At 41.3% G+C, this 26,176-nt stretch carries 23 protein-coding genes and 1 tRNA gene; 3 read left to right on the top strand and 21 right to left on the bottom strand.

Annotated elements, in window-relative coordinates:
* Positions 1–11 precede the first annotated feature (11 nt).
* The 13 genes from E7413_05715 to lepA form a co-directional block, all read right to left on the bottom strand.
* Positions 12–2,303 carry a cupin domain-containing protein gene (locus E7413_05715; GenBank protein MBE7019353.1) on the bottom strand — a complete coding sequence of 764 codons (2,292 nt, stop codon included), beginning with the start codon at positions 2,301–2,303 and terminating at the stop codon, positions 12–14.
* A 390-nt stretch (positions 2,304–2,693) separates the two neighbouring features.
* Complete coding sequence (locus tag E7413_05710) at positions 2,694–3,497, bottom strand: MBL fold metallo-hydrolase (protein ID MBE7019352.1); 804 nt, start codon at positions 3,495–3,497, stop codon at positions 2,694–2,696.
* A 21-nt stretch (positions 3,498–3,518) separates the two neighbouring features.
* Positions 3,519–5,117, bottom strand: coding sequence for a carbohydrate-binding domain-containing protein (locus tag E7413_05705; protein ID MBE7019351.1), 1,599 nt, complete (start codon positions 5,115–5,117; stop codon positions 3,519–3,521).
* Positions 5,118–5,202: 85 nt separating this feature from the next.
* Complete coding sequence (locus tag E7413_05700) at positions 5,203–6,030, bottom strand: hypothetical protein (protein ID MBE7019350.1); 828 nt, start codon at positions 6,028–6,030, stop codon at positions 5,203–5,205.
* Between the two features lie 118 nt (positions 6,031–6,148).
* Positions 6,149–6,769: a reverse transcriptase-like protein gene (locus E7413_05695; GenBank protein ID MBE7019349.1), complete on the bottom strand. Its 621-nt coding sequence runs from the start codon at positions 6,767–6,769 to the stop codon at positions 6,149–6,151.
* Complete coding sequence (hflB, locus tag E7413_05690; GenBank protein MBE7019348.1) at positions 6,756–8,594, bottom strand: ATP-dependent zinc metalloprotease FtsH; 1,839 nt, start codon at positions 8,592–8,594, stop codon at positions 6,756–6,758. Before hflB ends, E7413_05695 begins: the two co-directional genes overlap by 14 nt.
* Before the next feature lie 103 nt (positions 8,595–8,697).
* Positions 8,698–9,246, bottom strand: coding sequence for a hypoxanthine phosphoribosyltransferase (hpt, locus tag E7413_05685; protein ID MBE7019347.1), 549 nt, complete (start codon positions 9,244–9,246; stop codon positions 8,698–8,700).
* A gap of 15 nt (positions 9,247–9,261) precedes the next feature.
* Positions 9,262–10,641: a tRNA lysidine(34) synthetase TilS gene (tilS, locus tag E7413_05680; protein ID MBE7019346.1), complete on the bottom strand. Its 1,380-nt coding sequence runs from the start codon at positions 10,639–10,641 to the stop codon at positions 9,262–9,264.
* Entirely contained in the window at positions 10,610–11,944 is a 1,335-nt protein-coding gene (gene dnaB / locus E7413_05675; protein ID MBE7019345.1) for a replicative DNA helicase, read from the bottom strand. The genes tilS and dnaB overlap by 32 nt, the downstream gene beginning before the upstream one ends.
* A 5-nt stretch (positions 11,945–11,949) precedes the next feature.
* A complete protein-coding gene (locus E7413_05670; protein ID MBE7019344.1) occupies positions 11,950–12,396 on the bottom strand; it encodes a 50S ribosomal protein L9 in 447 nt (148 codons plus the stop codon).
* A gap of 30 nt (positions 12,397–12,426) precedes the next feature.
* On the bottom strand, positions 12,427–14,451 hold the full coding sequence (locus E7413_05665; protein ID MBE7019343.1) for a hypothetical protein: 2,025 nt from the start codon (positions 14,449–14,451) through the stop codon (positions 12,427–12,429).
* Positions 14,452–14,521: 70 nt separating this feature from the next.
* The gene (gene hemW, locus E7413_05660; protein ID MBE7019342.1) at positions 14,522–15,613 is read right to left on the bottom strand and encodes a radical SAM family heme chaperone HemW; all 1,092 of its coding nucleotides are present in this window, start codon (positions 15,611–15,613) and stop codon (positions 14,522–14,524) included.
* Entirely contained in the window at positions 15,613–17,415 is a 1,803-nt protein-coding gene (lepA, locus tag E7413_05655; protein ID MBE7019341.1) for an elongation factor 4, read from the bottom strand. The genes hemW and lepA overlap by 1 nt, the downstream gene beginning before the upstream one ends.
* Positions 17,416–17,731: 316 nt before the next feature.
* Here lepA and E7413_05650 point away from each other — a divergent pair, with 316 nt between their 5' ends.
* The 3 genes from E7413_05650 to E7413_05640 are packed head-to-tail and all read left to right on the top strand — an operon-like array spanning position 17,732 to position 20,377.
* A complete protein-coding gene (locus E7413_05650) occupies positions 17,732–18,919 on the top strand; it encodes an aspartate aminotransferase family protein (protein ID MBE7019340.1) in 1,188 nt (395 codons plus the stop codon).
* 19 nt (positions 18,920–18,938) lie between these two features.
* Positions 18,939–19,865 (top strand): ornithine carbamoyltransferase, encoded by a 927-nt coding sequence (argF, locus tag E7413_05645; protein ID MBE7019339.1) that lies wholly within the window; start codon positions 18,939–18,941, stop codon positions 19,863–19,865.
* Positions 19,866–19,876: 11 nt separating this feature from the next.
* Positions 19,877–20,377: a GNAT family N-acetyltransferase gene (locus E7413_05640; GenBank protein ID MBE7019338.1), complete on the top strand. Its 501-nt coding sequence runs from the start codon at positions 19,877–19,879 to the stop codon at positions 20,375–20,377.
* 64 nt (positions 20,378–20,441) lie between these two features.
* On the opposite strand, the gene E7413_05635 is transcribed toward E7413_05640, so the two are convergent.
* The 8 genes from E7413_05635 to E7413_05600 form a co-directional block, all read right to left on the bottom strand.
* Positions 20,442–21,722, bottom strand: coding sequence for a Gfo/Idh/MocA family oxidoreductase (locus E7413_05635; GenBank protein MBE7019337.1), 1,281 nt, complete (start codon positions 21,720–21,722; stop codon positions 20,442–20,444).
* A gap of 243 nt (positions 21,723–21,965) precedes the next feature.
* Positions 21,966–22,040 (bottom strand) — tRNA-Thr (locus tag E7413_05630).
* Between the two features lie 219 nt (positions 22,041–22,259).
* Complete coding sequence (locus tag E7413_05625) at positions 22,260–23,099, bottom strand: protein jag (GenBank protein ID MBE7019336.1); 840 nt, start codon at positions 23,097–23,099, stop codon at positions 22,260–22,262.
* 18 nt (positions 23,100–23,117) lie between these two features.
* Positions 23,118–24,035 carry a YidC/Oxa1 family membrane protein insertase gene (locus E7413_05620; protein ID MBE7019335.1) on the bottom strand — a complete coding sequence of 306 codons (918 nt, stop codon included), beginning with the start codon at positions 24,033–24,035 and terminating at the stop codon, positions 23,118–23,120.
* Positions 24,036–24,062: 27 nt separating this feature from the next.
* On the bottom strand, positions 24,063–24,272 hold the full coding sequence (gene yidD / locus E7413_05615; protein MBE7019334.1) for a membrane protein insertion efficiency factor YidD: 210 nt from the start codon (positions 24,270–24,272) through the stop codon (positions 24,063–24,065).
* Positions 24,262–24,603 (bottom strand): ribonuclease P protein component, encoded by a 342-nt coding sequence (rnpA, locus tag E7413_05610; GenBank protein ID MBE7019333.1) that lies wholly within the window; start codon positions 24,601–24,603, stop codon positions 24,262–24,264. The genes yidD and rnpA overlap by 11 nt, the downstream gene beginning before the upstream one ends.
* A 118-nt stretch (positions 24,604–24,721) precedes the next feature.
* Positions 24,722–24,856 (bottom strand): 50S ribosomal protein L34, encoded by a 135-nt coding sequence (locus E7413_05605; protein MBE7019332.1) that lies wholly within the window; start codon positions 24,854–24,856, stop codon positions 24,722–24,724.
* Positions 24,857–25,028: 172 nt separating this feature from the next.
* The gene (locus tag E7413_05600) at positions 25,029–26,153 is read right to left on the bottom strand and encodes a cysteine desulfurase (protein MBE7019331.1); all 1,125 of its coding nucleotides are present in this window, start codon (positions 26,151–26,153) and stop codon (positions 25,029–25,031) included.
* Positions 26,154–26,176: the final 23 nt, after the last annotated feature.

The following is a 26,176-nucleotide window of genomic DNA, read 5'->3' as shown; positions in this document are numbered from 1 at the left end:
CATTTTTTATTTTACAGTTTATTACGCTGGATTTTACCGCTGACGGTCTTAGGTAAGCTATCCTTAAATTCCACAATTCTGGGATATTTATACGGAGCGGTTTTTTCCTTAACATAATTTTGAATTTCTTTTTTCAGCTCGTCGGTACCTTCAGTGCCTGCAACCAATACAATAGATGCTTTTACAATCTGACCTCTTACTTCATCAGGAACAGCGGAAACACCACATTCTAACACATAGGGCAATTCCATAATAACGCTTTCGATTTCGAAGGGTCCGATTCTGTAACCGGAGGATTTGATAACGTCATCCACACGGCCAACATACCAGTAGTAACCGTCTTCGTCACACCAGGCAACGTCACCGGTGTGATAGTAACCGTCGTGCCATACTTCTTTGGTTTTTTCTTCTGCACCGTAGTAACCGGTAAACAGACCGCAGGGCGCCCCGTCTTTTACGTTAATAACGATTTCACCGGATTCACTGGTTTTTACCTGTTCTCCGTCTGCATTGTGCAGTTCCACTTTATAAATCGGAGCAGGTTTACCCATTGCACCGATTTTATGGGGTTTGCCAACTAAGTTACCAATAATCATAGTACTTTCGGTCTGACCGAAACCTTCTTTAATCTGCAGTCCCGTTGCCTTTTCAAATTGACGGTAAACTTCAGGATTGAGTGCTTCCCCGGCTGTGGTCATATGGCGGACGGAGGAGAAATCATATTTGGAAATATCCTGTTTTACCATCATACGAAGCATGGTAGGCGGTGCACAGAAGGTGGTGATATTGTGTTTTGCAAACATGGGCAGAATTTCTGCTGCATCGAAACGGTCAAAGTCATACACAAAGGTTGCAGCTTCACAGAGCCACTGACCATACAGTTTTCCCCACATTGCCTTTGCCCAACCGGTATCGGAAATGGTAAAGTGCAATCCATCGGGATCCACATTATGCCAATATTTTGCAGTGTGGAAATGACCTAAGGGATATTTATAGTTATGGGTTGCAATTTTGGGATAGCCGGAGGTACCTGAAGTGAAATACATCAGCATGGTATCATCACCGCAGGGAGAATCTTCCGTACGGTCAAAATGCGTGCTGAAACGTTTATATTCTTCGTTAAAGTTTCTCCAGCCTTCTTTTTTGCCACCAACTAACATTTTATGTTTTAATGTAGGGCAAGTTTTCGCCGCCATATCCACATAATTTGCAACTTCGCCGTCTGCAGTACAAACAATTGCACTTACTCCTGCAGACTGGAACCGGTATTCCAAATCGTGTTCGTGAAGCTGATCAACTGCAGGGATAGCAACAGCACCCAGTTTGTTTAAACCCAGCATTGCAATCCAGAACTGATAGTGACGTTTTAAAATCAGCATTACTCTGTCACCCTTTTTGATTCCCAAGGATGCAAAGTAGTTGGCACACTGACTGGATTTTTTACGCATATCGGTAAAGGTAAAACGACGCTCGGTTTTGTTTTTGGAAATATGAAGCATACAGAGTTTATCAGTCTCACGTCTGGAAAGCTCGTCTACCAAATCGAATGCAAAGTTGAATTTTTCGGTATTTTTAAAGGTGATGGAGGTGGGCGTTCCCTGTTCATCTTCCACCACGTCAATAAATTTATGATAAATTCTGTCTTTGGTATCTCTGTGAATGGAACCGATAATCTGTTCGGTGGGCACCACTTCTTTGGTGGTTTCTACAGTTTCTGCATCGGCACGAAGCACAATCGCATAGAATTTACAGTCTTTACCGTTTACTGCAATCATCCCGTGAGGAGTGTTACTGTTGTAATAAATGCTGTCGCCGGGGCCTAACACTTCCTTATGTTCCCCGATCTGCACCATTAAGTTCCCCTCAATAACAATGTCACATTCCTGACCGTCGTGAGTGGTTAATTCAATATCTTTATTCTGAGCTGCTTCATCATAAGCGCTCACTACGTACAAGGGTTCTGCAATACGGTTCCGAAAAGCATGTGCCATATTGTAGTACACCATACCGTGCGCTTTGGCAATCTGCTGACCTGCTCCTGCACGGGTTACGGTGTAAGAACGCAAATTGGGGCTGGCACCTTCAATAATATCGGTTACGTTGACACGAAACGCTTCTGCACAACGGTAAATAAAAGCAAAGTTTAAATCTGCTTCCCCGTTTTCCATTCTCACGTATTCCTCCAAAGATACGCCGGTTTTTGCGGACATTTCTTCGGTGGTGAAGCCTTCGATTTCACGAAGTTCACGGATACGCCACGCCATTTCTTTAATTTTTAAGCTGATGTCTCTTGAGTTTTCCATAGAAAAAATCCTCCTGTGTTTGAGGCAAAAAAAATCTCGCCTCAAAGTATCGGTAAAATTCTTTGAGACGAGTGTATTACGAAAATATGCACCCGCGGTACCACTCAAATTGCAACGAAAATTTCATTGCCACTTTCAAGGTCTAACAACCTCTTGTGCTTTTACGCAGCAATCACGGAAAGGTTCTACTCATTTTTCCCTTCTTCTAAAAAAGAAAAACTTTCTTCCTTTCGGCTCAGAAGCTACAAACAAAACCTGTCCCCCATGGCTCGCACCAACCGCCACTTCTCTCCCGGGTTCTCCTGGAGTTGCCCTCTTCGTCATAGCCTTTCATTAGAGCATAGTATAGCATAAGTTTCAAGCTTTGTCAATATTTTTTAGCGATTTTTCTTATTTTTCTTCCTCGTTTTCAAGCATTTCATCCAACGTAGCTTCGGTTTCTTGTAAAAAACGAATCCACTCTGTGAAATCCACAAAGGCAGACTCCCCTGCTTCTAAGCGTTTCAGTTTACCCTCGGTGTTATTCTGAAAAGGATGATTCCCCATCACGATATCCACCTGCTCACTTTTTAGAGAATGAAGACCTTTTCTAAAAATCTCACGGCAATCTTTGGAGAAACCGTATTCTTCTAAAAATTCTTTGGTCATACTATTCATCCCGATGCCACCGTGCATTGCGGCAATCAAGGATTTGCCGTCTTCTTCCACATTGACAAAAAAGGAAAGCACACCTTCGGTATGACCCGGCGTTAACACACAGCGAATCGTTGTGTCACCAAATACAAAAGAATCGCCGTCTTCTACCAAAACATCACAATCAAAAGGTTCCACACGGGGAAGTCCCAATTCTTTTGCCCAGGACCAATCGTAGGTACCGTTCACGATGGCGTTATCAATGCGGCTGATGTAGGTTTTGGCGCCGGAGATTGCTTTCAGCCTTTCGGTACAACCAAAATGGTCAATATGTCCGTGAGAATGAAAAATCGCACAAATATCTTCGGGATTTAACCCAACCTCTTTCATACTGAAACAAATCTGTTCATACATATCGGGATATCCGGTATCTATCATCACAAGTCCAGAAGATGTTTCAACGACGTGCACCGAAACGGCAGAGCTTCCCACAAAATATAAGTTCCCATACATCCGAAAGGGACGGATATCAGATTTTTTTGAATCTTTTTGGTTTTGCATCAAAAGTAACCTCTTTTTCTGTTAAGGTCTTACTATCAAATCAGAAACACCTGTGAATAAGTTCACCTGGTCTGCCATGACAAACCGTTCTTTTTGCTCCTGCCCTTCCAACGGTTCTGCTTGGAATTCAGGCGGGAATCCTCCCTCAGGCATGGGCGGATGTTCTCCGTCAAACTGAGGCGGTTCACCATGAAATCCAGGAGGTATCATGCCCTCAGGCATTTTTGGAGGTTCGCCATCAAACTTAGGCGGTTTTCCGTGCGGACCTTTTCCAAAGGGCAAATCTGTACCGAAATATCCCTGCTGAACACCGTACTCTTGTTCCGCTACTGTTTCCACTTCGTATAATCCGTTGGTTGAATCTCCTTGAAGTGCACCACCCACAGAAACGATATATTCTCCGCCTTGTTGGAAATTGGGAGAGGAAATAATCGCACCGCGGTAATCTCTGCCTGTCAACTTTTCTTCCGCAGTCTGGTAAGCAAATACAATCTTATCATCAACATCTTTTACTACTAACGCATCGTTGGCATCCACGGCGTTTTGAAATTGCAGATTCATAGTCACCTGACGGGAATCACTTTCGGGCCAATCCATGGTAGAACCTAAGGCAATCACAGTTCCGCCATTCACAAAGGAGCCCATATCACTGTCTAACCCTGCATCCGATGCGGGATGGGCACAGGATACCACAGTTCCGCCGTTTACCACCAGCCAACCGTTGGAATCAATACCGTCTCCCTCTTTGCCAAGCCCTGCCATAATATAAAGGTTTCCGCCGTTAATCGTCGTCACGGAAATTCCGTCTTCATTGGTATTGATACCGTCATTCTGAGAACGAATGGTAATATCACCGCCATTTACGGTGAGATGAAGTTCTGAATCCAGACCTTCGTTTTCGGCATTCAGTTCCAGACTGCCGGGACCATCCACATTCATAGACATATAGGAATAGATAGCACCGTCTTGTTTATAGAGCTTCTTTTCCCCCTCGCTGTCCTTAAAAATCTTTGCCACATAGGAACCGTTCACCATGTTTTTACTATCCTCTGCCAGTACGATGTTTGCACCTGCTTTTGTGGTATCCACATCAAAAGTGGCAGAATCCTGGGACCAGTCTTTGTCGCACTCATACACATTTTGAAATAAAATAGCAGGTGCCACAGTGCAAGTAATATCTGCATTGTCCAAAATTAGTTCTACCACTGCCTCGGGATTCTCTTTGGCATCCTTGCCTAAGTCCACACGAATCTGCCCTAAAGAGATGGTTCCACTGATAACATAAGAACCGGGTTTTGTAATATTCACAACCCGATGGTCCTCCGCTTCTTCTTTGGTATGTTGATCGACATCGGTACCTTCCCCATAGGGATTACCGCTGGGATACACTTCCATATCCTCGTAATAGATAATGTCACGGCTTACATACACCTCTCCTGATTCCCCTACGGAAGAACCGTTATAAAGAATATCTCCATCGGAAAGTGTAATGGTTTGTACCGTGTCAAAACGGGTGCTCTGAATGTCGCTAAAAGACGATTCGTTCTGTTTTTGGTTACAACCGCCGAGTAAAGCTAAGGTTAACACACAAGCTACGAAAATAAAAAGAATTCGTTTCATAGAAAATTCCTCCTTTATTCAGATTGGATTCTATCAAAAGGATATGTTTCATTTATGAAAAACAGTTGTAGATTTTGTGAATTTGTTAATCCATTGATACTTTGCGAATGCCGTAGCCTTCGTAGAATTTTCCGTTTTCTTTTACGGTTTGTACGATCCATTTGGTCAAAGAAGAGTTACACGGACGGTCTAAAATATTTTCTCTGGTAGAACCGTTTCCAAAAATATGACGAATAATTTCGTCGGATTCTTCCTGATTTACCACTTCAAAGAAATCAAAGAATTTCACAATATTGGAATTGGGTGACAACACCGTTTTTAGCTGTTCATCAAACATCCAGGTGTGACATAAGAAACAGTCAAATTTATATTCAGGGAAATGGGTTTTAAAAAACTCCACCGCCATATCAAAGGACGCCTGACAGGATTCCGGAGTCATCGCTCCGCCCTCGGGAATATGTACGGAAATATAGGTATCTCCGTTTTTGATGTGGGTGCCGGGAATATCTCTCCAAGCAGTAGCCATTTCAAATTCCAGTCTGCCAAGACGGAACAGTTTACCGGAATAATAGGTACCTAACCAAAGCACTTCAAAAGCAATCCCGAACACGCCGCCGGACTGTTTGAAATAATCTTCTGCCCAAAGCACCAGATCTTTCATGGTGTGCACAAAAATTTCTTCCGAAATCCCACGATCAAAAAACCACTGTTGTAATTCTTCGCATAAGTAAAGGAGCATCATCATATTTAGTTCCACATCACCATGCTGATCCAACAACTCATTATAACGAGCTAACACACAGTTTTCGGGAATTTCTTTTCTTTGTAACACATCTTCAAACAACTCATCAAAATGAGCGGGAAATTCTAATTTTTCATACCATTTTCTTACAATTTGTTTTTTAGTGTCCATGTTGTTTCTCCTTGGTTGCAATTATATTTATCAGATTAAAATCAGTTCTATTGTAACATAGAAAAATAAAAATGACAATACTTGCCAAGCAAATATTGTCATTTTTTACGATTTCAAATTAATCGATAACGCCGGCGCCCTGTTTTGCCAAAACATCGGCACGTTCATTATAGAGCACACCGGTATGGGCGTCTACTTTCTCAAAATCCACTTTAATTCTGGATTGAATCATCCAGGCAAATTCACGGTAGGCTACGGTGGCATCCAGGTTGGTTTTCCATTCCCCTTTTGCCCATTTGGCAATTCCTTCGTAGTCGTGAAAAATTTTCACTTGGGAAAAGCCGTGATTCACCGCATACTGCATAGCAATCATAGCACCTTTTAATTCCCCTGCCACATTACGCATGGTAGCAACCGATTCTTTCTTGTCACCGCCCTGCTGTTCTTCCGTGTGACCATCGGGAAAAATCAGCACTACGCCGTAACCGTAGAATCCGCTTTCAATATTATAGCTTCCGTCCACATAGGCATAAAGAGTACCTTCCGGCGGTAGTTCTTCCTGAGGAGCTTTCGGTGTAACACCTGTCAAATAAAACTCTGCTTCCGCTCTCGTTGGAAAACTTTTATATTCCGCACCGGGAAACCCCTTAATCAGCGGTTCACATGCTGCCCAAGATTCATAGATCCCTGAAATTTTCCCTATCTTTACGGCATAGAATTTTTTCTTAGTTGTTGCCATCTTGCGCCTCATCGGAATCAGCATCAACGGATACAGGTTCTACGATTCCGTTCATTTTGTTATATAATGCCAAGAATTCGTCGCCTTCCACTTTTTCTTTTTCCAACAGTAAATCGGATAACGCGTGAAGCAGTTCCATATTATCGGATAATAAGGTCTGGCAACGCTCATAACAACCATCAATCACTGCTTTGATTTCATCATCGATTAATGCAGCTACCTGTTCGGAATAGTTTCTGGTCTGACCAAAATCTTTTCCGATAAATACTTCGTCCTGTTCACTTCCGAAGCAAATGGGCCCTAATTTTTCGCTCATACCGTACTTGGTAATCATTTCACGGGCAATTTTGGTAGCACGCTGAATGTCGTTGGAAGCACCGGTGGAAATATCGTCCAGCACCAGTTTTTCTGCAACACGACCACCCAACAGCACCACGATTTCTTCCAGCATTCCAACCTTGGAGGCATACATTTTATCCTCACTGGGTAAGGACAGAGTGTAACCGCCTGCACGGCCTCTGGGAATAATGGAAATCTGATGTACGGGGTCCTGATTGGGCAGAAGTTTGGTCACAATTGCATGGCCTGCTTCGTGATAAGCAGTCAGTTTTTTCTCTTTTTCGCTGGCTTTTTTGGATTTCTTTTCCGGTCCTGCAATCACCTTAATCATCGCTTCGGAAACATCCTGCATGGTGATTTTGGTTTTCTGCTGACGTGCTGCCAGCAGCGCACTTTCATTTAACAGGTTTTCCAAGTCAGCACCGGTGAATCCTGCAGTGGTTTTTGCAATCACACCTAAATCCACATCAGCAGCCAAAGGTTTCTTTCTTGCATGAACTCTTAAAATTTCTTCTCTGCCTTTCACGTCAGGATAGTTCACTACCAACTGACGGTCAAATCGACCGGGACGAAGGAGTGCCGGGTCTAAAATGTCGGGACGGTTGGTTGCTGCAATGATAATGATATTCTGATTTTCGGTAAAACCGTCCATTTCAACCAGTAACTGGTTTAAAGTCTGTTCACGTTCATCGTGACCGCCACCCAAACCGGCACCTCTGTGACGGCCGACAGCATCAATTTCATCAATAAAAATAATACAGGGAGCTGCTTTTTTCGCATTTTCAAACAAATCTCTCACACGGGATGCACCCACACCAACAAACATTTCCACAAAGTCGGAACCGCTGATGGAGAAAAAGGGTACGCCCGCTTCCCCTGCACAGGCTTTTGCCAACAAGGTTTTACCGGTACCCGGAGGTCCCACCAACAGTAACCCTTTGGGGATTCTGGCACCGATAGCGTGATATTTCTGGGGATTTTTTAAGAAATCCACCACTTCTTTTAGTTCTTCTTTTTCCTCATCAGCACCTGCTACGTCCATAAATGTTACCGTAGTTTTGGAAGGGTCCGTCATTTTCGCTTTGCTCTTACCAAAAGACATTGCCCCGCCGCCACCATTGGCCTGACGAAGGAAAAATACCCAAAATAATACTGCAATAATGATAAGTCCTAACGGAGAAATCAATGCAAACCACCAAGGAGCTTCCTGAGGCTGAATTACCTTATAGGTTAATTTATTGCCCTCAGTTGTGGTCATGGATTCGTTGATTTTGGTTCCGATATCCTGATTTAAGGTATCAAGGCTGGGGATGATTACATCAAACTTTTTCTCGTGACCATTTTTTTTGATAATCCCTTCAATGCGATTTTCGCCCAGATGATAGTCCATAGAACGAACCTCACCTGCTTGGAAAGAATTCACAAAATCGGAATAGTTAATGGTTTCTATTTCAGAACCGGTTGTCAGAACGGATAATACCGTCATAAAGATGACAAACAGCAACACATAAAAACCAATATTTTTAATATGTTTTTTCATTGAAATCCTCCTGCATTTTTATCATAAACCCCACACGGGGTAAAAAGTCTTATAAATAAACCGATTCGTCTAACACACCCACAAAAGGCAGATTACGATAACGTTCCGCATAATCCAAACCGTACCCGATAACAAATTCATCCGGAATGGTAAATCCTAAGTAATCAATGGAAATTTCCACCTTGCGACGATCGGGTTTGCTGAGCAATGAACAAAGCTTTACGGAAGCGGCACCCCGTTCCTCAAACATCTCCATCACTTTAGACATGGTAAATCCCGTGTCAATGATATCTTCCACAAACAACACATGTTTTAAGGCAACAGAAGTGCCTACATCTTTCACAATTTTTACTTCTCCCGAAGACATACTGCTGTCCTGATAGCTGGAAACTGACATAAATTCAATTTCAATGGGTAAATTAATTTCACGGATTAAATCTGCATAAAATACGCAGGAACCTTTTAAAATACCAATCACAAGCAGACTTTTGGCATCTTTATAATCTTCGGTAATCTGTTTTCCCATTTCTTCGATTCTTGCCTTAATTTCTTCTTTTGAAAACAAAATTTTCTTGATATCGTTCTCCTGATAAATCATTGTTTTGGTTCCTTTTTATTTATTTTTGTTTATAACAATGTAATATTGTTCTTCCTCTGGACAATTGGTCACTTCTTCATAAAAATGACCTACAACCACCCGCACAGCATGATTAACACAAACAAGCGGAATCCCGTTCCTCTCATGAAGCGGAATTTTTTTATCGATAAAAAAGTCTGATAATTTCTTATGTATACGAATGTTCTGAAAATAAAGTTTGTCTCCGGCACATCTTTGACGAACCCACACGCTATCCCCGGCTTTCACACAGATGGGATAGCAAAATGTTGCATCGCAATCTTTGGATTTGGATAAACAAATATTGTAATCAGCTTCTCCGAAACAAACGGGTGTTTCTGCTTCTAATAAAACAGGTTTACAAGCCTGTTCCCCGCTATACTTAAAAACTAAAAATTCTCCGGATAATAAGGCAACAATTCCACCCGGCAAGGAGATCTGTTTTCCCTTTTTTCCATCAATACACAATTGATACAGCCGTTCTGTCTGCCGGTAGGAAATACATTCTCCGCTGCAACACATCTGATAGTAGGCATAACGAATGGTACGTTTGACCATTACGTCCTCATTTTCTAAAAGCGGAGCCAACGAAAGCATCACAGAGGAATCCCCCTCCGTTGCCACCTGCTGATAGATTGCTCGGGCTTTTTCTTCCAAAAATTGGTGTTCCCGATAAAGCACATCGGAACTATGATACACGGTGTTTGTGAAATTTGTGTTAAAATGTTGCTCTAAATAGGGAATTAAATCCAAACGAATTTTATTTCGGGTATAATCCTTTTGAAAATTGGTTTCGTCAGTAACAAAATCTTGATCCAAATATTTTAAGTAGGCGTATATTTCTTCTTTTGTGACGCCTAAAAGCGGACGAATAATTTTCTCCCGACAAGGAGCAATTCCCAGCGGTAAATTCCCTTTTAACAGGTTCATTAAGACCGTTTCGGCATTATCATCCTTCATATGCGCAACTGCAATTTTATCGGTATGTTGCTTCTCAAAAAATGCATATCGCACTTTTCTTCCCGCATCTTCCAAAGAAAGATGGTATTGATTGGCATAGCTTCTTACATCTTCTTCCAAAACTGCAATGGGAATCTCATATTTTTGGCATAAATCCTCTGCAAATTGCATATCACGATCAGCAGTTTCGCCACGAAGACCATGGTGAATATGCGCGCAACATAATTTCATGCCGTATTCTTCGCGAAGTTCCAGAAGAACTCGCAAAAGCGCCACAGAATCAGCACCGCCGGATAACCCCACCAGCACCGACTCTCCGTGGTTTATCATATCTTCCCGCTCAATCAACGCTCTCACGTGATTTAAAAACACATCGTGAGAAAAATCAATACGGCTCATGGCGGGTCTCCAAATCATAAAAACTGGTATATTTCCCAAGCCAGGTCATTTCAAAGGAACCGGTTTCCCCTGCTCTGTGCTTAGCGATAATACATTCCCCGATATTATGCTTTTCAGTTGTTTCGGGTTTATAATATTCCTCACGGAATAAGAACATAACAATGTCGGCGTCCTGCTCAATCGCTCCTGATTCTCTCAAGTCGGACAACATCGGTTTGTTATCCGCACGGTTTTCCGGTCCACGGGACAGCTGGGAAACTGCAATCACAGGAACCTCCAGATCTTTTGCAAGCACCTTCAGATCACGGCTGATAGCAGCAATTTCCACCTGTCTGCTTTCTGCACGGCGTCCGCTTTGCATCAGCTGCAAATAGTCAATCACAATCAGTCCCAAACCTTTTTCCAACTTCATACGTTTGGCTTTGGCGCGAATATCGGTAACAGTAGCGGAAGCATTGTCGTCAATGTAAATCGGAGCTTTGGACAAAGGCTCCATTACATCTAAAAATTTATTCATATCTTCCGGGGTAATTTCTCCGGAACGAATTTTATCGGATTCAATTCTTGCTTCAGAAGAAATAATACGGTTTACCAGTTCTTCCTTGGACATTTCCAAAGAAAAAATCAGAACGGGTAAATTCTGTGTAATGGCAACATTTTGCGCAATATTAATGGCAAAAGAGGTTTTCCCCATAGCAGGACGGGCAGCAATCAGCACCAAAGTGGAAGGTTTTAATCCGGACAGTCTGCGGTCCAATTCACTGAAACCTGTGGGAATTCCTGCTACCTGACCCCGATTTTCCAGCATTTCTGCAAATTTATTATAGTTTTGGTAAATAATGGGCTTAATATGGGTAATTCCACCGGTATCCCGCTCGGAAACCAAATCAAAAATTTTGGAAATGGCATACTCGGTAACTTCCTGAGCACCCTTAGAGGCATATCCTTCATTTTCAATATCCTGACACAAGGTAATCAACTTTCTTAAGTGAGCCTGGTCAGCCACAATTTTGGCATAATGTTTCACATTTTCGGTGGTGGGAACGGAATTGACAATATCTAAAATATACTCTTTGCCACCCACCTGCTCATAAATGCCCATACGGATTAATTCATCATAAAGGGTAACAACATCCACCGGAATATTCAGATTGAATAAATTGGTGATTGCTTTATAAATCTCCTGATTTTTCGGCACGTAAAAATCGTTTGCGGAAATAAACTCCATTACTTCCAGCAAACATTCTTTATCAATAATGACAGACCCTAAAACCGCTGCTTCTGCCTCCAGATTATAGGGTAAATCTCTTACCATATCCATAAAACTTACAATCCTTTGATTTCAACTTTTACTTTTGCGCTGACATCTTCAAATAATTTCACGGTGATTTCATAGGTACCAAGGGTTTTGATAGCATCCTTTAAAACCACTTTTTTCTTTTCTACTTCAATACCGGACTGGTCTTTGATGGCTTTCACAATATCAATGGAGGTTACGGCACCAAATAATTTGCCGTTATCTCCGGATTTCGCGGAAACGCTGAAAGTGGCTGCTTCCAGACGTTCTTTTAATTTTTCGGAATTATCATGATTTACGGCACGTTTATGTGCCACGGAATCCTTTTGGTTTTTTAAGGTGGTTAAATTTGCTTCGGTAGCCTCCACAGCTAATTTTTTGGGGAATAAAAAGTTTCTTGCATATCCGTCAGAACTATTGATAATATCCCCTTTTTTGCCGCTTCCTTTTACATCCTGTAATAAAATAACTTTCATAATTTTGTCTTCCTTTCTATCCGCATAAAATTATGCTTCTTCCATTTCATCCAAAGCTTCTTTGATAAGCATAATAGACTTATCTACCGTAAGTTCACGGCTCTGGCAACCTGCCACCGTCTGATGACCGCCGCCACCAAGTTTCTCCATAATCACCTGCACATTGATGGTTCCGTTGGATCGGGCACTGATAATAGTGTCTTCTCCCCGACGGAAAATTACAAATGCAGCTTCAATTTCTTTAATATCAATCAAATCATCTGCTGCTTGCGCAATAAACACGCTGTCTCCTTCATCACCGTAATACTTGGCAATGGCAATGGAGCCTTTATAAATTTCAGCAGATTTTACAATATCAGAAACTTTTACATAGTTGGCAAAATCAGTTTTAATCAGATCTCTTGCAGCATTGGGGTCCATTCCCAGTTTTCTTAAGTATGATGCTGCTTCGAAAGTTCTGGCACCTGTTTTCATAGAGAAATTCTGCGTATCCAGAAGAATCCCCGCATACAGACTTTCGGCCTCGATTCTCTTTAATTTTACCGTATCATCCAGATACTGAAGCATTTCCACCACCAATTCACAAGTGGAAGATGCATACGGCTCGTGGAAGGTAAGAGCAGCATCATAAATAAAATCTGCGCCCTTTCTGTGATGATCAATTAAGAAAACTTTCACATCTTCTTTTAATAAATCGGGAGCCGCAACCAGATTGGGTCTGTGGGTATCCACCACTACCAAAACTGTCTTACCGGTAATCATCATTTCTGCCTGACTTTCCGTGATGAAGGTGTTTTCAAAATCTTTATCCAAACGGGTTTTCGTCAGAATCGCTTCGGTATTCACGTTGGTATCTTCTAAAATAATATGAGCAGGCTTATCAAAAGCGGCTGCAACTCTTGCAAGAGCTAATGCAGAACCCAAGGAGTCCATATCTGCATTTTTATGTCCCATTACCAGCACTTTGTCTGCATGATGCACCATCTCTTTGAAAGAAAGTGCAATAATACGGGAACGCACCTTGGTACGTTTTTCAATTTCACGGTTCTGACCGCCAAAATAGGTAAAATCATTTCCCACTTTGATAACCGCCTGGTCACCGCCGCGACCTAATGCCATATCCAAAGCCACACGAGAGAAATTCTCGGTTTCACCCAGACTTTCTCCCACACCAATCCCGATACTTAATGTTACGGGAAGGCTTCCGAAGGTTTCAATATTCTTCACTTCTTTTAACACAGACATTTTGGTTTCCAGAAGTTTTTCGAAGGATTTATGCTCCATCACAAAGGTAAAACGGTCACGATCCATTTTGCTCAAAATACCTTGATAAGAGCCAACAAATTCAGAAATAATCCGTTCTGCCTGAGAAGCAATCATCGTACGTTCCGCATCAGAAATCTGCTTGGTAATTTCATCTAAATTGTCAATATAAATATGTCCTTTCACAATCATATCATCCTGATATTTTTGCTTCAAGGCAATATAATCGGTAATTTCAGAAAAATAGCAAACATAAATACGTTCGTCCACAGCCACGGTATCATCTGTTACCACAGAATACACGGTAAAGCTTTTGTCAGCGGTAGAAAATTCCGAAATACCACTCACATGATTTAATAAAAAGTCGGGAAAGAAGTCACTCAGAGATCGTCCAATATAATCTTCGGTTGGCAACAGCAATCCTAAAGCATCATTACACCAAACCAACTCTCCATTGGCTCTCATAACCGCCATGGGAAACGGCGACTTCAACACGGAATTGTGGCTTGCAGATCCAACTTCAAAAGACAAGCTCTCAATATAATCCCGAAATTTCTTGCTGGAATTATTTCCGGTTAAAACAAACACAAAGAACAAGGCCACTGTCAAAGTCACCTGAATCAACGCCAAATTGCGGTTATACGGATATACAGATAAAGAAAACACCAAAAGAAACACAAAACCGATAAACACCTTGGGCATAGAATACAACTTCCGGAATACCCGAAAATTTTCGGCTTTTTGTTTCTTCTTCAGTTGTTTTTTTTGTTTTTTCTGATTCTCACTCATCATATTAACTCTCCATTGTTTTTTTCACTTGAACAATGTTATCTTTTTATTATAACTTTCTTTCCCAAATTTGTCAATCCATTTCCGTTTGGAAGGATGATATAATAGCATTCGACACAAAGAAACCTTTTTCGGTTAAACAAATCCCTTTCTGCGTAACATCCACATACCCATTCATTTGATATTGCTGAATCAATGCTTGGTTTTGTTGCCAAAAACCGGAGGGCAATTTTTCGCGTTCCACGCCGATATCTGTCCGTAAAGACAGCATCAGTTCCTCAAAATAAGCAGCTTCTTTGGAAATTGTTTCTTCACATCTGTCGAAATTTCCGTCAACATACTCCGAAATACTCGATGGATTAAAAAATCGTTTGTTTCCAAAAAAACTGTGTGCTGCTGCACCAAAACCGATGTAAGGAGCACGGGTCCAGTATTTTAGATTATGACGGCAAGGTTCTTTGCCATCTTTCGTAAAATTAGAAATTTCATAATGACGGTACTGAGAAAGCATTTCGCAAACCAAACAGTATTGTTCATACACACCGTCGTCATTGGGAAACACATACCCTTTCCGGTACAAAGGTGAATCCTCATCCAAAGTTAAAGCATACGCAGAAATATGTTCACAATCCAGTTGTTTTAAAAAAGTCAGGGTTTTCTTTAAAGTTTCGATAGATGAATCCGGCAAGCCGTACATAATATCTGCATTGATATTGGTAAATCCCATTTTACGAAGTAACTGATAGGATGCCAAAAATTCTTCTGCGGTATGGATTCTGCCCAGTTTTTTTAGCTCGTCATTGTTTACAGACTGCAATCCCATACTGACACGGTTAATCCCTGCATCCCGATAGACAAGCAGTTTTTTCTCATCAAAGGTTTTAGGATTTAATTCAATGGTGATTTCCGTGTCGGATGAAAAATCAAAAATATCCCTTGCTTTTTTTACAAGCTTTGCAATTTCTGTTTCGTCTGCCACCGAAGGGGTTCCCCCTCCGATAAACACCGAGTCCACAGGAATCTGTTTTCCTCGGTATGCTTCCATTTCCCCATGCATTGCTTTAAAATACGCTCTTTGGGATGATGTATCCGAAACGGAATAAAAATCGCAATACGCACATTTTCTCACGCAGAACGGAATGTGAAAATAAAGACCTGCTTTCATTACAGTTTCAACACGGACATAAACGCCTCCTGGGGCACCTCCACGGTACCGAACTGGCGCATACGTTTTTTCCCTTCCTTCTGTTTTTCCAGAAGTTTTTTCTTACGGGTGATGTCACCGCCGTAACATTTTGCAAGCACGTCTTTTCGCATTGCCTTTACGGTTTCACGGGCGATAACCTTAGTGCCGATTGCCGCCTGAATGGGAATTTCAAATAACTGTCTCGGAATGACTTCTTTTAATTTTTCCGCTATTCTTCTGCCTCTTGCATAGGCTTTATCGGTATGCACAATGAAGGAAAGTGCATCCACGATTTCGCCGTTTAAGAGAATATCCAATTTTACCAGCTTGGATTCTCTGTAATCAGACAATTCATAATCCAAAGATGCATAACCTTTGGTGCGGGATTTCAAATCATCAAAGAAATCGTAAATGATTTCGTTTAAGGGCATATCGTAATGGATAGAAACACGAGTTTCATCCAGATATTTCATATCAATAAACACGCCTCGGCGTTCCTGACAAAGCTCCATAATGTTGCCCACATAATCGGTGGGTGTCATAATGGTGGCAGAAACAAAGGGCTCTTCCATGGAAGCAATTTCAGACGGATTGGGCAAGTTAGTGGGGTTATCCAAATCCATCTTGGTACCGTCTGTTTTGGTGATTTTATAAATTACGCTGGGTGCGGTGGTGATTAAATCTAAGTTGAATTCACGCTCCAGACGTTCCTGAATGATTTCTAAATGCAGAAGTCCCAAGAATCCGCAACGGAAACCAAATCCCAACGCAATGGAGGTTTCCGGTTCAAAAATCAGCGCCGCATCGTTTAACTGCAATTTTAACAGGGCATCTTTTAAGTCATCGTATCTTGCGCCATCCACAGGATACAAACCACAGAACACCATGGGCTGCACTGCTTTATACCCCGGCAGAGGCTCACTTGCAGGATTTGCTTTATCGGTAACGGTATCGCCAACCGCAGTATCACGCAAGGTTTTGATAGAAGCGGTAACATAACCAACTTCCCCGGCACAGATTTCCTGACAGGGAGTCATACCGAGAGCATTCAAATACCCCACTTCTACCACTTCAAATTCTTTGCCGTTGGACATCATTTTCATGGTAGTGTCTTTGGTGATTTTTCCGTCCATCACACGGATATAGATAATAACACCTTTATAAGCATCATAGTATGAGTCAAAAATCAACGCTTTTAAGGGAGCGTTTTCATCGCCCTTGGGAGCAGGAATGGTGTTAGCAATCGCTTCTAACACATCTTCAATGTTGGTGCCGTTTTTTGCAGAAATCAGCGGAGCCTCATCTGCAGGGATACCGATAATGTCTTCAATTTCTCTTTTGATTTCATCCGGTCTTGCACTGGGCAGGTCAATTTTATTGATGACAGGCAGAATTTCCAGATCACTGTCTACCGCTAAGTAGGCATTTGCTAGAGTCTGTGCTTCAATCCCCTGGGCCGCATCCACAATCAGAATAGCACCTTCACAAGCTTTTAAACTGCGGGATACTTCGTAGTTAAAGTCCACGTGACCGGGAGTGTCAATGAGATTATAGATATATTCTTCTCCGTTTTTTGCACGGTACACCAGACGAACGGCTCTTGCCTTAATGGTGATGCCACGTTCTTTTTCCAGCTCCATATTGTCTAAAAGCTGCTCTTCCATTTCTCTGGCAGAAACAACCCCGGTTTTCTCAAGCAGACGGTCTGCCAGAGTGGATTTTCCGTGGTCAATATGTGCTATAATCGAAAAGTTTCTGATATGATTTAATCTGTCACTCATAAGATTACCAAAAGGCGATATGAAATCTGCCGTGTTCCTTTCCTTACGGGTTTTGTGCATCCATGTATATATTATGCATAAATTCTCAATTCTTTTGTTGGTGTCTGCTCTCTCGAGAACAAGATTGCGGACCTTTTTTTCAACATTTATCAATATTTCTTCAATATAGTATTATAACATAATATTCCCTATTTGTAAATAACTTTTTTGAAAAAACAGAAAATATTGCAAAACTTATTGACAAATGCATAATTATGTATTATAATAGGTTTATTATTGATTATACTTGCATAATTATGCAATAAAGGTGAGAAACATGTTAGAGCAAATTAAACAAACCGACAAAACATATTATATGAACACTTTTGGTGAAAGACTTCCCGTCTGTTTCACCGAAGGTAACGGTATGACCATGACCGCAACCGACGGTAAAATCTACTATGATTTTATGGCAGGAATTGCGGTAAACTGCTTAGGTCACAATCATCCGAAACTGGTGGAAACCATCTGCAATCAGGCAAAAAAACTGATTCATACTTCCAGCTTATATTATATTGAATCTCAGGCAAATTTAGCCAAAGCACTTTGTGAAAACTCCTGTGCCGACAGAGCATTTTTTGCAAATTCCGGTGCAGAAGCAAACGAAGGTGCCCTAAAACTTGCCAGAAAATATTTTTATAATAAAGGACAGGAAAAACCTGAGGTAATCACCTTGGAAAATTCCTTTCACGGAAGAACCTTAGCAACCCTTTCTGCTACGGGACAAGAAAAATATCAAAAGCCCTACGCTCCTTTGGTTGAAAAATTCATTCACGTTCCTGCAAATGATATTGATGCGTTCAAGGCTGCAGTCACTGAAAAAACCGGTGCTGTGATGCTGGAAGTGATTCAGGGAGAAAGCGGCGTTCGTCCGTTAGAAAAAACTTACTTAGAAGAAATCAGAAAAATCTGTACCGAAAAAGATATTGTCCTGATTTTTGACGAAGTGCAAACCGGTATGGGCAGATGCGGTACCCTGTTTGCTTACGAAACCGTTGGTGTGGAACCTGATATTTTCACATTGGCAAAAGCCTTGGCAGGTGGCGTTCCCATTGGGGCAATTCTCTGCAAAGAAAAATTTTCTGCGTTTGTTCCCGGTGACCACGGAACTACCTTTGGCGGAAATCCTTTAGCAACTGCGGCAGGTCTTTGTGTGGTAAATGAACTATTAGAAAACGGTGTTTTAGAAAATGCCAAAACAATGGGTGCGATTTTCCAAGAAAAATTAACCGCTTTAAAAGATAAATTTCCCATTATCAAAGAAGTTCGCGGAAAAGGGCTGATGATTGGCGTAGAGTTCGCAAAACCCGTTGCAAAAGCCTTATCAAAAAAATTGTTTGAAGCAGGATTTTTGGTTGGCACTGTGGGTGAAACCGTGTTCCGACTGGTTCCCCCTCTGATTATTACCGAAAAAGAAATCAATTTACTTACCGATAAATTAGACGAATTACTGCAAGCATTATAAAAGAGAGGATTGAAAAGAAATGAAACATTTTATTAGTATTACCGATATTACAAAACAGGAATTTGACGATATTTTAACCTTAGCGCATAAACTGAAAAAAATGCAGAAAGCTGGCACTCCCCACCCCTATCTTGCGGGCAAAAGCTTAGGGATGATTTTTGCAAAATCTTCTACCAGAACCCGTGTTTCCTTTGAAGTTGGAATGTATCAGCTGGGTGGCCATCCCCTGTTCTTAAGCTCCAATGACATTCAGCTCGGCAGAGGGGAAACCATTTATGACACTGCAAACGTATTGTCCGGAATGCTGGACGGGATTATGATTCGTACCTTCTCGCAAGACGACGTGTATGATCTGGCAAAATACGGTTCTATCCCCGTAATCAACGCCTTAACCGACTTAGAACATCCCTGTCAGGCAATGGCAGATATGCAGACCATCTACGAAGAATTCGGCAAACTGGAAGGTCTGAAATTTGCTTATGTGGGTGACGGCAACAATATGGCACACTCCTTAGCACATGCTTGTGCAATGGCAGGAATTGATTGTTATATTGCAACTCCCGAAAAATATAAATGTGTACCCGACCAGATTGAAAAAGCAAAAGCACTGGCAAAAAGCTGTAAAATCGTGGAAACCTGTGACCCCGAAGAAGCAATGAAAGGTGCCAACATCGTTTATACCGACACTTGGGTAAGTATGGGTCAGGAAGCAGAAAAAGCAACCAAAGTAAAAGAATTCGGTGATTATCAGGTAAACAAAAAACTGTTCTCCTTAACCGATGAAAACTCCATCTTCTTACATTGTCTGCCTGCATACAGAGGCTTTGAAGTAACCGAGGATGTAATTGATGGTCCTCATTCCAGAATTTTCCAGGAAGCAGAAAACAGATTGCATGCACAAAAAGCAATTATGACTATGCTGATGGCTGATTCCTACAAGAAATAAGGAGATAAAAAATGGCACAGGAAAAAGATTACTACGGCTTTCATATCCGTTTGGCAACTGAAGCGGAAATTCCTGAAATTCAGGCAATTACCAAAATTTCTTTCCAGAAATACGTAAAAAATGCAGGGCTGGAAGATACCGAAGCATTAAATGAAACCTATGATGATATTCTTCGTGATTTAGACAACAAATTAGTGTTTGTGGCATTCATCAACGAAGTGCCTGCAGGCAGTGTGCGTATCAAAGTGAAAGAAGACGGCACCGCATACTTAAGTCGTTTCGGCGTTAGTCCAGAATTCCAGAACCACGGGGTTGGCAAAAGTTTAATGAGCGTGGTGGACACCGTGATGATGGAAAAAGGCGTAAAACGACTGGAACTGCACACCGCAGCCAAATATTTTGATTTGGTTCGATTTTACTACGGCAGAAAATTCTATATTGATTCCATCTCCGAAGACCGTGGCTACAAACGTGCGCTCATGGTAAAAGAATACAACAAAGTAAAAGAATAATTCTTTTGTTTTTTGGCATCAAAAAAGGAAGTATCATCGGATACTTCCTTTTTTTGTATGTGTTCTATTCTTTCAATCCTAATTCTTTTTTGAATTCTGCTAAATTTACAATAGAACCTTCCACTCTGGATTTTTCTGCTGCGAAAGAAATCAAGTGGTTTTCCACGGAAATTGCAATGGCACTGAGTTCCTTTTCGTCACAGTTCCCGGTGATGTAATCATATAAAGAGTTCACCAAGCCCTGATCACCGCCACCGTGTCCGCCAACGATAGAATTGGAAGCAGTAGCATTTATCAAATCAATCTGGGTTTTCTGACGGGTTCTGAAATCAAAGAATTCCAGCTGCATATCACCGATGGAACCGCTTAATTCACCGTCGGTACCCATAACGCGGATGTAACGTCCACCTTCGTTGAAAGCACTCATATTGAAAGATGCCACAGCACCATTTTCAAATTCTAAGTTTACAACCTGACGGTCTACAACATCGTTATCGCATTTGTAAACACATTTGCCGTACTGAGTGGTTTTTAATGCTTCTGCCACCTGTTCATTGGTGGGAGTTTCAATTTTGGTGGCAGCATTTCGGAACCAGGTGTTCTTTTCGTCTTCTAAGTACAGTTTTACTGCATTGTAATAACAGGTATCATAGATGGGACAAGTTTTGTCACAACGTTCAGGAGAACCTTCGGGAGCGTTTGCTCTGGTGAAATGGCCCAAAGAGCCGAACGAATGAACGTTTTTGCAGGGAGAACCAACCAGCCACTGCATAATATCCATATCGTGACAGCATTTCTGCAGAATCATGCAGGAGCTTCTTTCAGAGTTACCCCAGTTACCCCTAACGAAGCTATGGCTCTGATGCACGTGACCTACACATTCAGTGTGATGCACAGAAACAACCTGACCAATTTTTCCTTCGTTAATCATTTCTTTTATTTTCATAAAGAAGGGTGCATAACGCAACACATGACAAACCAACACTTTGTTGCCTTTTTCTTTGGCAGCGTTTGCCATATCCACACACTCCTGATAGTCTGCTGAAACAGGTTTTTCCAACAGAATGTCGTAACCTAATTCAATGGCTTTCATACAAGGAGCATAATGAAGCTGGTCCATGGTTGCAATGATAGCAATATCTGCAAATTTGGGAACTGCTAAAATGTCTTCATAGCTTTCGTAACACTGATCATCGGTTAAATTGTAGGTTTCTTTTACAAACTGTCTTAATGCCGGAACGGGATCCGCAACGCCAACCACCTGAAATTTTTCAGGATCCATTCTGCTGATATAAATTCTGCCTCGATCACCGGCACCGATTAAAATTACTTTTAATTTTTTCATACTTCCAATATCCTCCTTACATTGTTATCTGGATATACTATCTTTAGTATATCACGACTTGCCTCATATGTAAATACGAAAAAAGGACATCTTTTATGTAATTTCAGCTTAGAAAAAGCCATTTGCATTTTAAAATCATCTGTTTTGCAAAAGAACCATCTAATCGAATAACCAATCCATCATTTCTTCATCTCTTTTATCATCATAAAAGCAAAAAACCGTACACATCTGTGTACGGTTTTTTGGAGCTGGTGACAAGAATCGAACTTGCAACCTGCGGTTTACGATACCGCTGCTCTGCCTTTGAGCCACACCAGCATATGTGAAGGGCTGTCTATGTTTCAGACAGCCCCTTATTTTAAATTTTCGCTCTGCGGTATTTTATCGAGCATCCACCATCAAATCAGGCGATGAGAAAATATCGTAGAACAAACAAACCGAACCAGAAGGGGTAATCCGAAGGCGTACCGGGTGTACGCCGAGTGATGAGGTTTGTTGGTAGTAAAACGCTCTGCGGTATTTTATCGAGCATCCACCTTATTCTTCGGTAGTTTCTGCTACATCCTGATTCTGCTGATTTCTGTGCTTAAATGCAACAATCAGACGTCTCTGAGGTTCCACGCCAACAGAGTAGGTAGTAATCATCGGATAGCTCTGCAGAGCGGAATGGATGATTCTTCTTTCATACGCTTTCATGGGTTCCAATTCGTATTTACCGTGAGACTTAATTACGCGGTTTGCAATGCTTTTTGCCAAGCCGGTTAAGGTTTTTTCACGTTTCATACGATAATCTTCGGTATCTAAGCGGATTTTTTCGCCGCCTTTTATCTTTTTATTGAATGCTAACTGCAGCATATGCTGAATAGCATCCAAGGTATCACCGTGTTTCCCGATGATGTTACCCGCTTCTTCCCCAACCAGATTCACAGAAATGATTCTGCCTTTCTGGGTTACTTCTGCGGTAACTGCAATATCCATCAGTCTGAACAGCTCTTTCACGTGTTCTTCCACAAATGCTACGCCGTTTTCAGTAGGAACAAAATCGGCATCATCTTCATAATTGACAGAAGGTTTTTTCGGTTCTGCTTTTACTTCTTCCTTTACAACCTTCTTCTCGGTTCTTGCGGTTTTTTCTGCTCTTTCAGGTCTTGCCTTGGGAGCTTTTGCTTCTTTTTTAGGAGCGGAAGTTTCTTCCTCCGGTTTTTTTACGTCATATCTTGCTAAGATTCTTGCAGGCTTTGCACCAATTCCCAAAAATCCTGAGGTGGGTGCATTTAAAATTTCAATCTCAATTAAATCTCTGTCTACACCCAGTTCCTGCACAGCTTTTTCAATCGCTTCATCAACTGTTTTCGCAGAGGTGATAATTTCTTTCACAGATGTTTTCCATCCTTTCTATTTCTTTTTCTTCTTTTTCATTTCTTTTCTAGCCAAACGTTTCTGTTCTTCTTTGACTTCAATTACCTGAGCTTCTTTTCGAATCACATAGCGGTCTAAAGTAAAGCTCTGCAGAATCTGCAAAACATTACCAACAATCCAGTAAAGTCCCATTGCAGCAGGCAATTTATAACAGAACCAACCTGTCATCAAGGGGAAGAAATACTGCATCATTTTCATCTGAGATGCCTGTTCACTGGTCTGAGTTCTAGCCATCATTTTCTGAGAAATGAAGCTGGTTAAGAAGGTAGACAAAGCTGCAACGAGGGGGAATATCCAGAAAATACTATTTCCTTCAGCAATCGCCACACCGGGGACGCTTCCCAAATTAAGACCAAACAGTTTAAAATTCAGTGCAAACTGTTCCGGTTTCAGCGTGCTTCCTGCTTTGGTCAAAAGGGTTCCGGCTTCTGCCATGTGGGAACTTACCCAAGCAGCAACATCCAACTGAGAGGAATATCCGGTGAGCGTTTCCGCCCCATTCATCAAGGCTTCAAAAGCGGTTTTCAACCCGTCACCGGTAGTTTGCAGAACGTAAGTAATAGGATTCTGAATAACTGCATACACAGAGAACAATACCAGCATCTGCACAATTAACGGTAAGCAACTGCTTAAGGGATTGATTTTATGCTGCTGATAAAGCTTCATAGTTTCTTCGCTTTGTTTATTCTTATCGTACTGATATTTTTCCTGAATTTCCTGCAGAGCAGGTTGAATCTTCTGCATATGTGCCATAGATTTCTGCTGTTTTAACACTAAGGGCAACATACAAACACGAACCAATACCGTGAAAATAATAATAGACCAACCGAAATTCTGGACTAAATTATAAATGAGTCTCATAACGAGACCTAAAAGCTGGTATAACCAATCCATTGTATTTTCCTTTCTGTTGCCGGGATTTTACGGATAATCTATCCCTCCCGGATTCCATGGATTGCAACGTAAAATGCGCCAAACAGCCTTACAAAATCCTTTGAAAAAGCCGTATTTTTGCACCGCTAAAATAGCATACTGAGAGCACGTTGGATGAAATCGGCAACGGGCACCCAAAAGTGGCGAAATCCACCTCTGATACCCCCGAACCAATAAAATAAACAGTTTACTGAGCATCAAATGCACCTGCTTTATGTAACAGTCTGGAAAGTTCTTTTCCCAACGAGAAAAAATCGGTACCCAAAATGGCAGGACGAGCCACAACCACCAGGTCATACCCCTTTTTCATCGTGGGGAAAAAAAGTCTCATATTCTCAAAAATCAACCGTCTTGCACGGTTTCTCTTACAAGCCTTCCCGATTTTTTTGGTAGCAGTAATGCCGTAACGCAAATCTTTGTGATTATTGTTACGGTAATAGAGTACCACATATCTGCCGGGATAAGACCGACCTTTTTTGTAAACTCTTTGAAATTCGTAGTTTTCTGTTAAAGAAGTAGCGTGAATCAAACCGTCTCCCTCACATTTTTAGAAAAATCCAACGAATGTTGCAATCTTTTTTTAATGGGCTAAATGAAAAAAAATGTCGTAAGCGTTAAGCATCTGACGACATTTCTTATCTTATGAATTATGCGCTAAGACTAACTCTGCCTCTTGCTCTTCTTCTAGCTAAGATTTTTCTACCGTTTCTGGTTCTCATTCTTTTGAAGAAACCGTGTTCTCTTTTTCTCTGTCTTTTCTTGGGCTGATAAGTTCTTTTCATGTTTTTGCACCTCCAAATATATCATTGATTACTTTAACAATTATGGGTTCCCATTTCGGGAAAAACGCTAAATCTTGATTCAAAAAAACAGTATTTATCAATTTTAGCACTCAATATTATAACGAATAACCTCTAAAATGTCAAGTGATTTTTTAAAGTTTTTCAATTTTTTTTATTTTTTTGCTCTGATTTTGTTCTGTTGGAAGATTTGATTGATTTTTTCTGCTGCAAAACGGACTTCCTCTTCGGTGTTTTGATGAGAAAAAGAAACGCGGATTGCCGTATCCTGCATTGCTTTCGGCACAGAGAATGCAGCGAGTACACGGTTGTTCCCGCCCTTTTTCTCAGAACAAGCAGAACCGGAAGACACATAAATCCCTTCACTTTCCAACATATGAAGCACAATTTCCGAACGAAGATTTAAGGAAATGTTCACAATAGTTCCTAAGCTGTTTTGGCTGTTCACTAAAATATCAGAATCCAACAAACTCAGAAACAACGAGGAAAGTTCTTTCATTTTTTCTATGGGATGTTCCTTACGAAAAATCTTTACAGCTTCCGAAAATGCCGCAATATTTGCCACATTTTCCGTTCCCGAAAACAGATTTTCTTCCTGACCGCCGCCATAATAAAGCGATTCCAGTAAGATTCCTTTTTTCACATACAAAGCACCGATTCCTTTGGGGGCACCGATTTTATGACCGGAAAAGCTCATCAGATCCGCTCCAAACTCACGAACGTGAATATCCAGTTTTCCATACGCTTGAATACAATCGGAATGCAGTACCGCATTGGGTGCTTTTTCTTTCATCATCCGTTTGATTTTTGCAATATCAAACAAAGTCCCCGTTTCGTTATTGACTGCCATCACGCTTACAAGCGCCACATCATCATTTAACTGTTCCGCTAAAAAATCCCAGTCAACTTCAGCGTTGACAACGGGAATCCATTCTACCTGATAGCCCTCTTTTTCCAATTGTTTTCCAATGTTATAAACCGAAGCATGTTCCACCATAGAAATCAGCACCTTATTACCTTTATGCTTATTTCTGCGAAGGTATCCTAAAATAGCAGTATTATTGGCTAACGTACCGGAAGGAGTGAAATAAATCTCATTCTCCTTCGCACCAATGGATGAGGCCATGGTTTTTCTGGCTTCTCTCACAATATCTTCCGCTTCCATACCCAAACGGTGTAAGGAAGAGGGATTCCCAAAAGAATTGGTTAAAATATCTGTTACACGAGCCACCACACATTCATACGGACGGGTTGTAGCTGCATTATCCAAATAAATCATAGTTCATCTCCAAATCGTTTCAA

The sequence above is a fragment of the Oscillospiraceae bacterium genome (assembly GCA_015068645.1).
Classification (GTDB): domain Bacteria; phylum Bacillota; class Clostridia; order UMGS1840; family UMGS1840; genus SIG452.
The sequence above is the reverse complement of the archived record's forward strand: the minus strand, read 5'-3'. Positions and strand labels throughout refer to the sequence as shown.

Bases quoted from the DNA above. Each gene is read 5' to 3' on its own strand.
- E7413_05715 (MBE7019353.1), bottom strand. From the start codon at position 2,303: ATGGAAAACTCAAGAGACATCAGCTTAAAAATTAAAGAAATGGCGTGG.
- E7413_05710 (MBE7019352.1), bottom strand. From the start codon at position 3,497: ATGCAAAACCAAAAAGATTCAAAAAAATCTGATATCCGTCCCTTTCGG.
- E7413_05705 (MBE7019351.1), bottom strand. From the start codon at position 5,117: ATGAAACGAATTCTTTTTATTTTCGTAGCTTGTGTGTTAACCTTAGCT.
- E7413_05700 (MBE7019350.1), bottom strand. From the start codon at position 6,030: ATGGACACTAAAAAACAAATTGTAAGAAAATGGTATGAAAAATTAGAA.
- E7413_05695 (MBE7019349.1), bottom strand. From the start codon at position 6,769: ATGGCAACAACTAAGAAAAAATTCTATGCCGTAAAGATAGGGAAAATT.
- hflB (MBE7019348.1), bottom strand. From the start codon at position 8,594: ATGACGGTATTATCCGTTCTGACAACCGGTTCTGAAATAGAAACCATT.
- hpt (MBE7019347.1), bottom strand. From the start codon at position 9,246: ATGATTTATCAGGAGAACGATATCAAGAAAATTTTGTTTTCAAAAGAA.
- tilS (MBE7019346.1), bottom strand. From the start codon at position 10,641: ATGATTTGGAGACCCGCCATGAGCCGTATTGATTTTTCTCACGATGTG.
- dnaB (MBE7019345.1), bottom strand. From the start codon at position 11,944: ATGGATATGGTAAGAGATTTACCCTATAATCTGGAGGCAGAAGCAGCG.
- E7413_05670 (MBE7019344.1), bottom strand. From the start codon at position 12,396: ATGAAAGTTATTTTATTACAGGATGTAAAAGGAAGCGGCAAAAAAGGG.
- E7413_05665 (MBE7019343.1), bottom strand. From the start codon at position 14,451: ATGATGAGTGAGAATCAGAAAAAACAAAAAAAACAACTGAAGAAGAAA.
- hemW (MBE7019342.1), bottom strand. From the start codon at position 15,613: ATGAAAGCAGGTCTTTATTTTCACATTCCGTTCTGCGTGAGAAAATGT.
- lepA (MBE7019341.1), bottom strand. From the start codon at position 17,415: ATGAGTGACAGATTAAATCATATCAGAAACTTTTCGATTATAGCACAT.
- E7413_05650 (MBE7019340.1), top strand. From the start codon at position 17,732: ATGTTAGAGCAAATTAAACAAACCGACAAAACATATTATATGAACACT.
- argF (MBE7019339.1), top strand. From the start codon at position 18,939: ATGAAACATTTTATTAGTATTACCGATATTACAAAACAGGAATTTGAC.
- E7413_05640 (MBE7019338.1), top strand. From the start codon at position 19,877: ATGGCACAGGAAAAAGATTACTACGGCTTTCATATCCGTTTGGCAACT.
- E7413_05635 (MBE7019337.1), bottom strand. From the start codon at position 21,722: ATGAAAAAATTAAAAGTAATTTTAATCGGTGCCGGTGATCGAGGCAGA.
- E7413_05620 (MBE7019335.1), bottom strand. From the start codon at position 24,035: ATGGATTGGTTATACCAGCTTTTAGGTCTCGTTATGAGACTCATTTAT.
- yidD (MBE7019334.1), bottom strand. From the start codon at position 24,272: ATGCTCAGTAAACTGTTTATTTTATTGGTTCGGGGGTATCAGAGGTGG.
- E7413_05605 (MBE7019332.1), bottom strand. From the start codon at position 24,856: ATGAAAAGAACTTATCAGCCCAAGAAAAGACAGAGAAAAAGAGAACAC.
- E7413_05600 (MBE7019331.1), bottom strand. From the start codon at position 26,153: ATGATTTATTTGGATAATGCAGCTACAACCCGTCCGTATGAATGTGTG.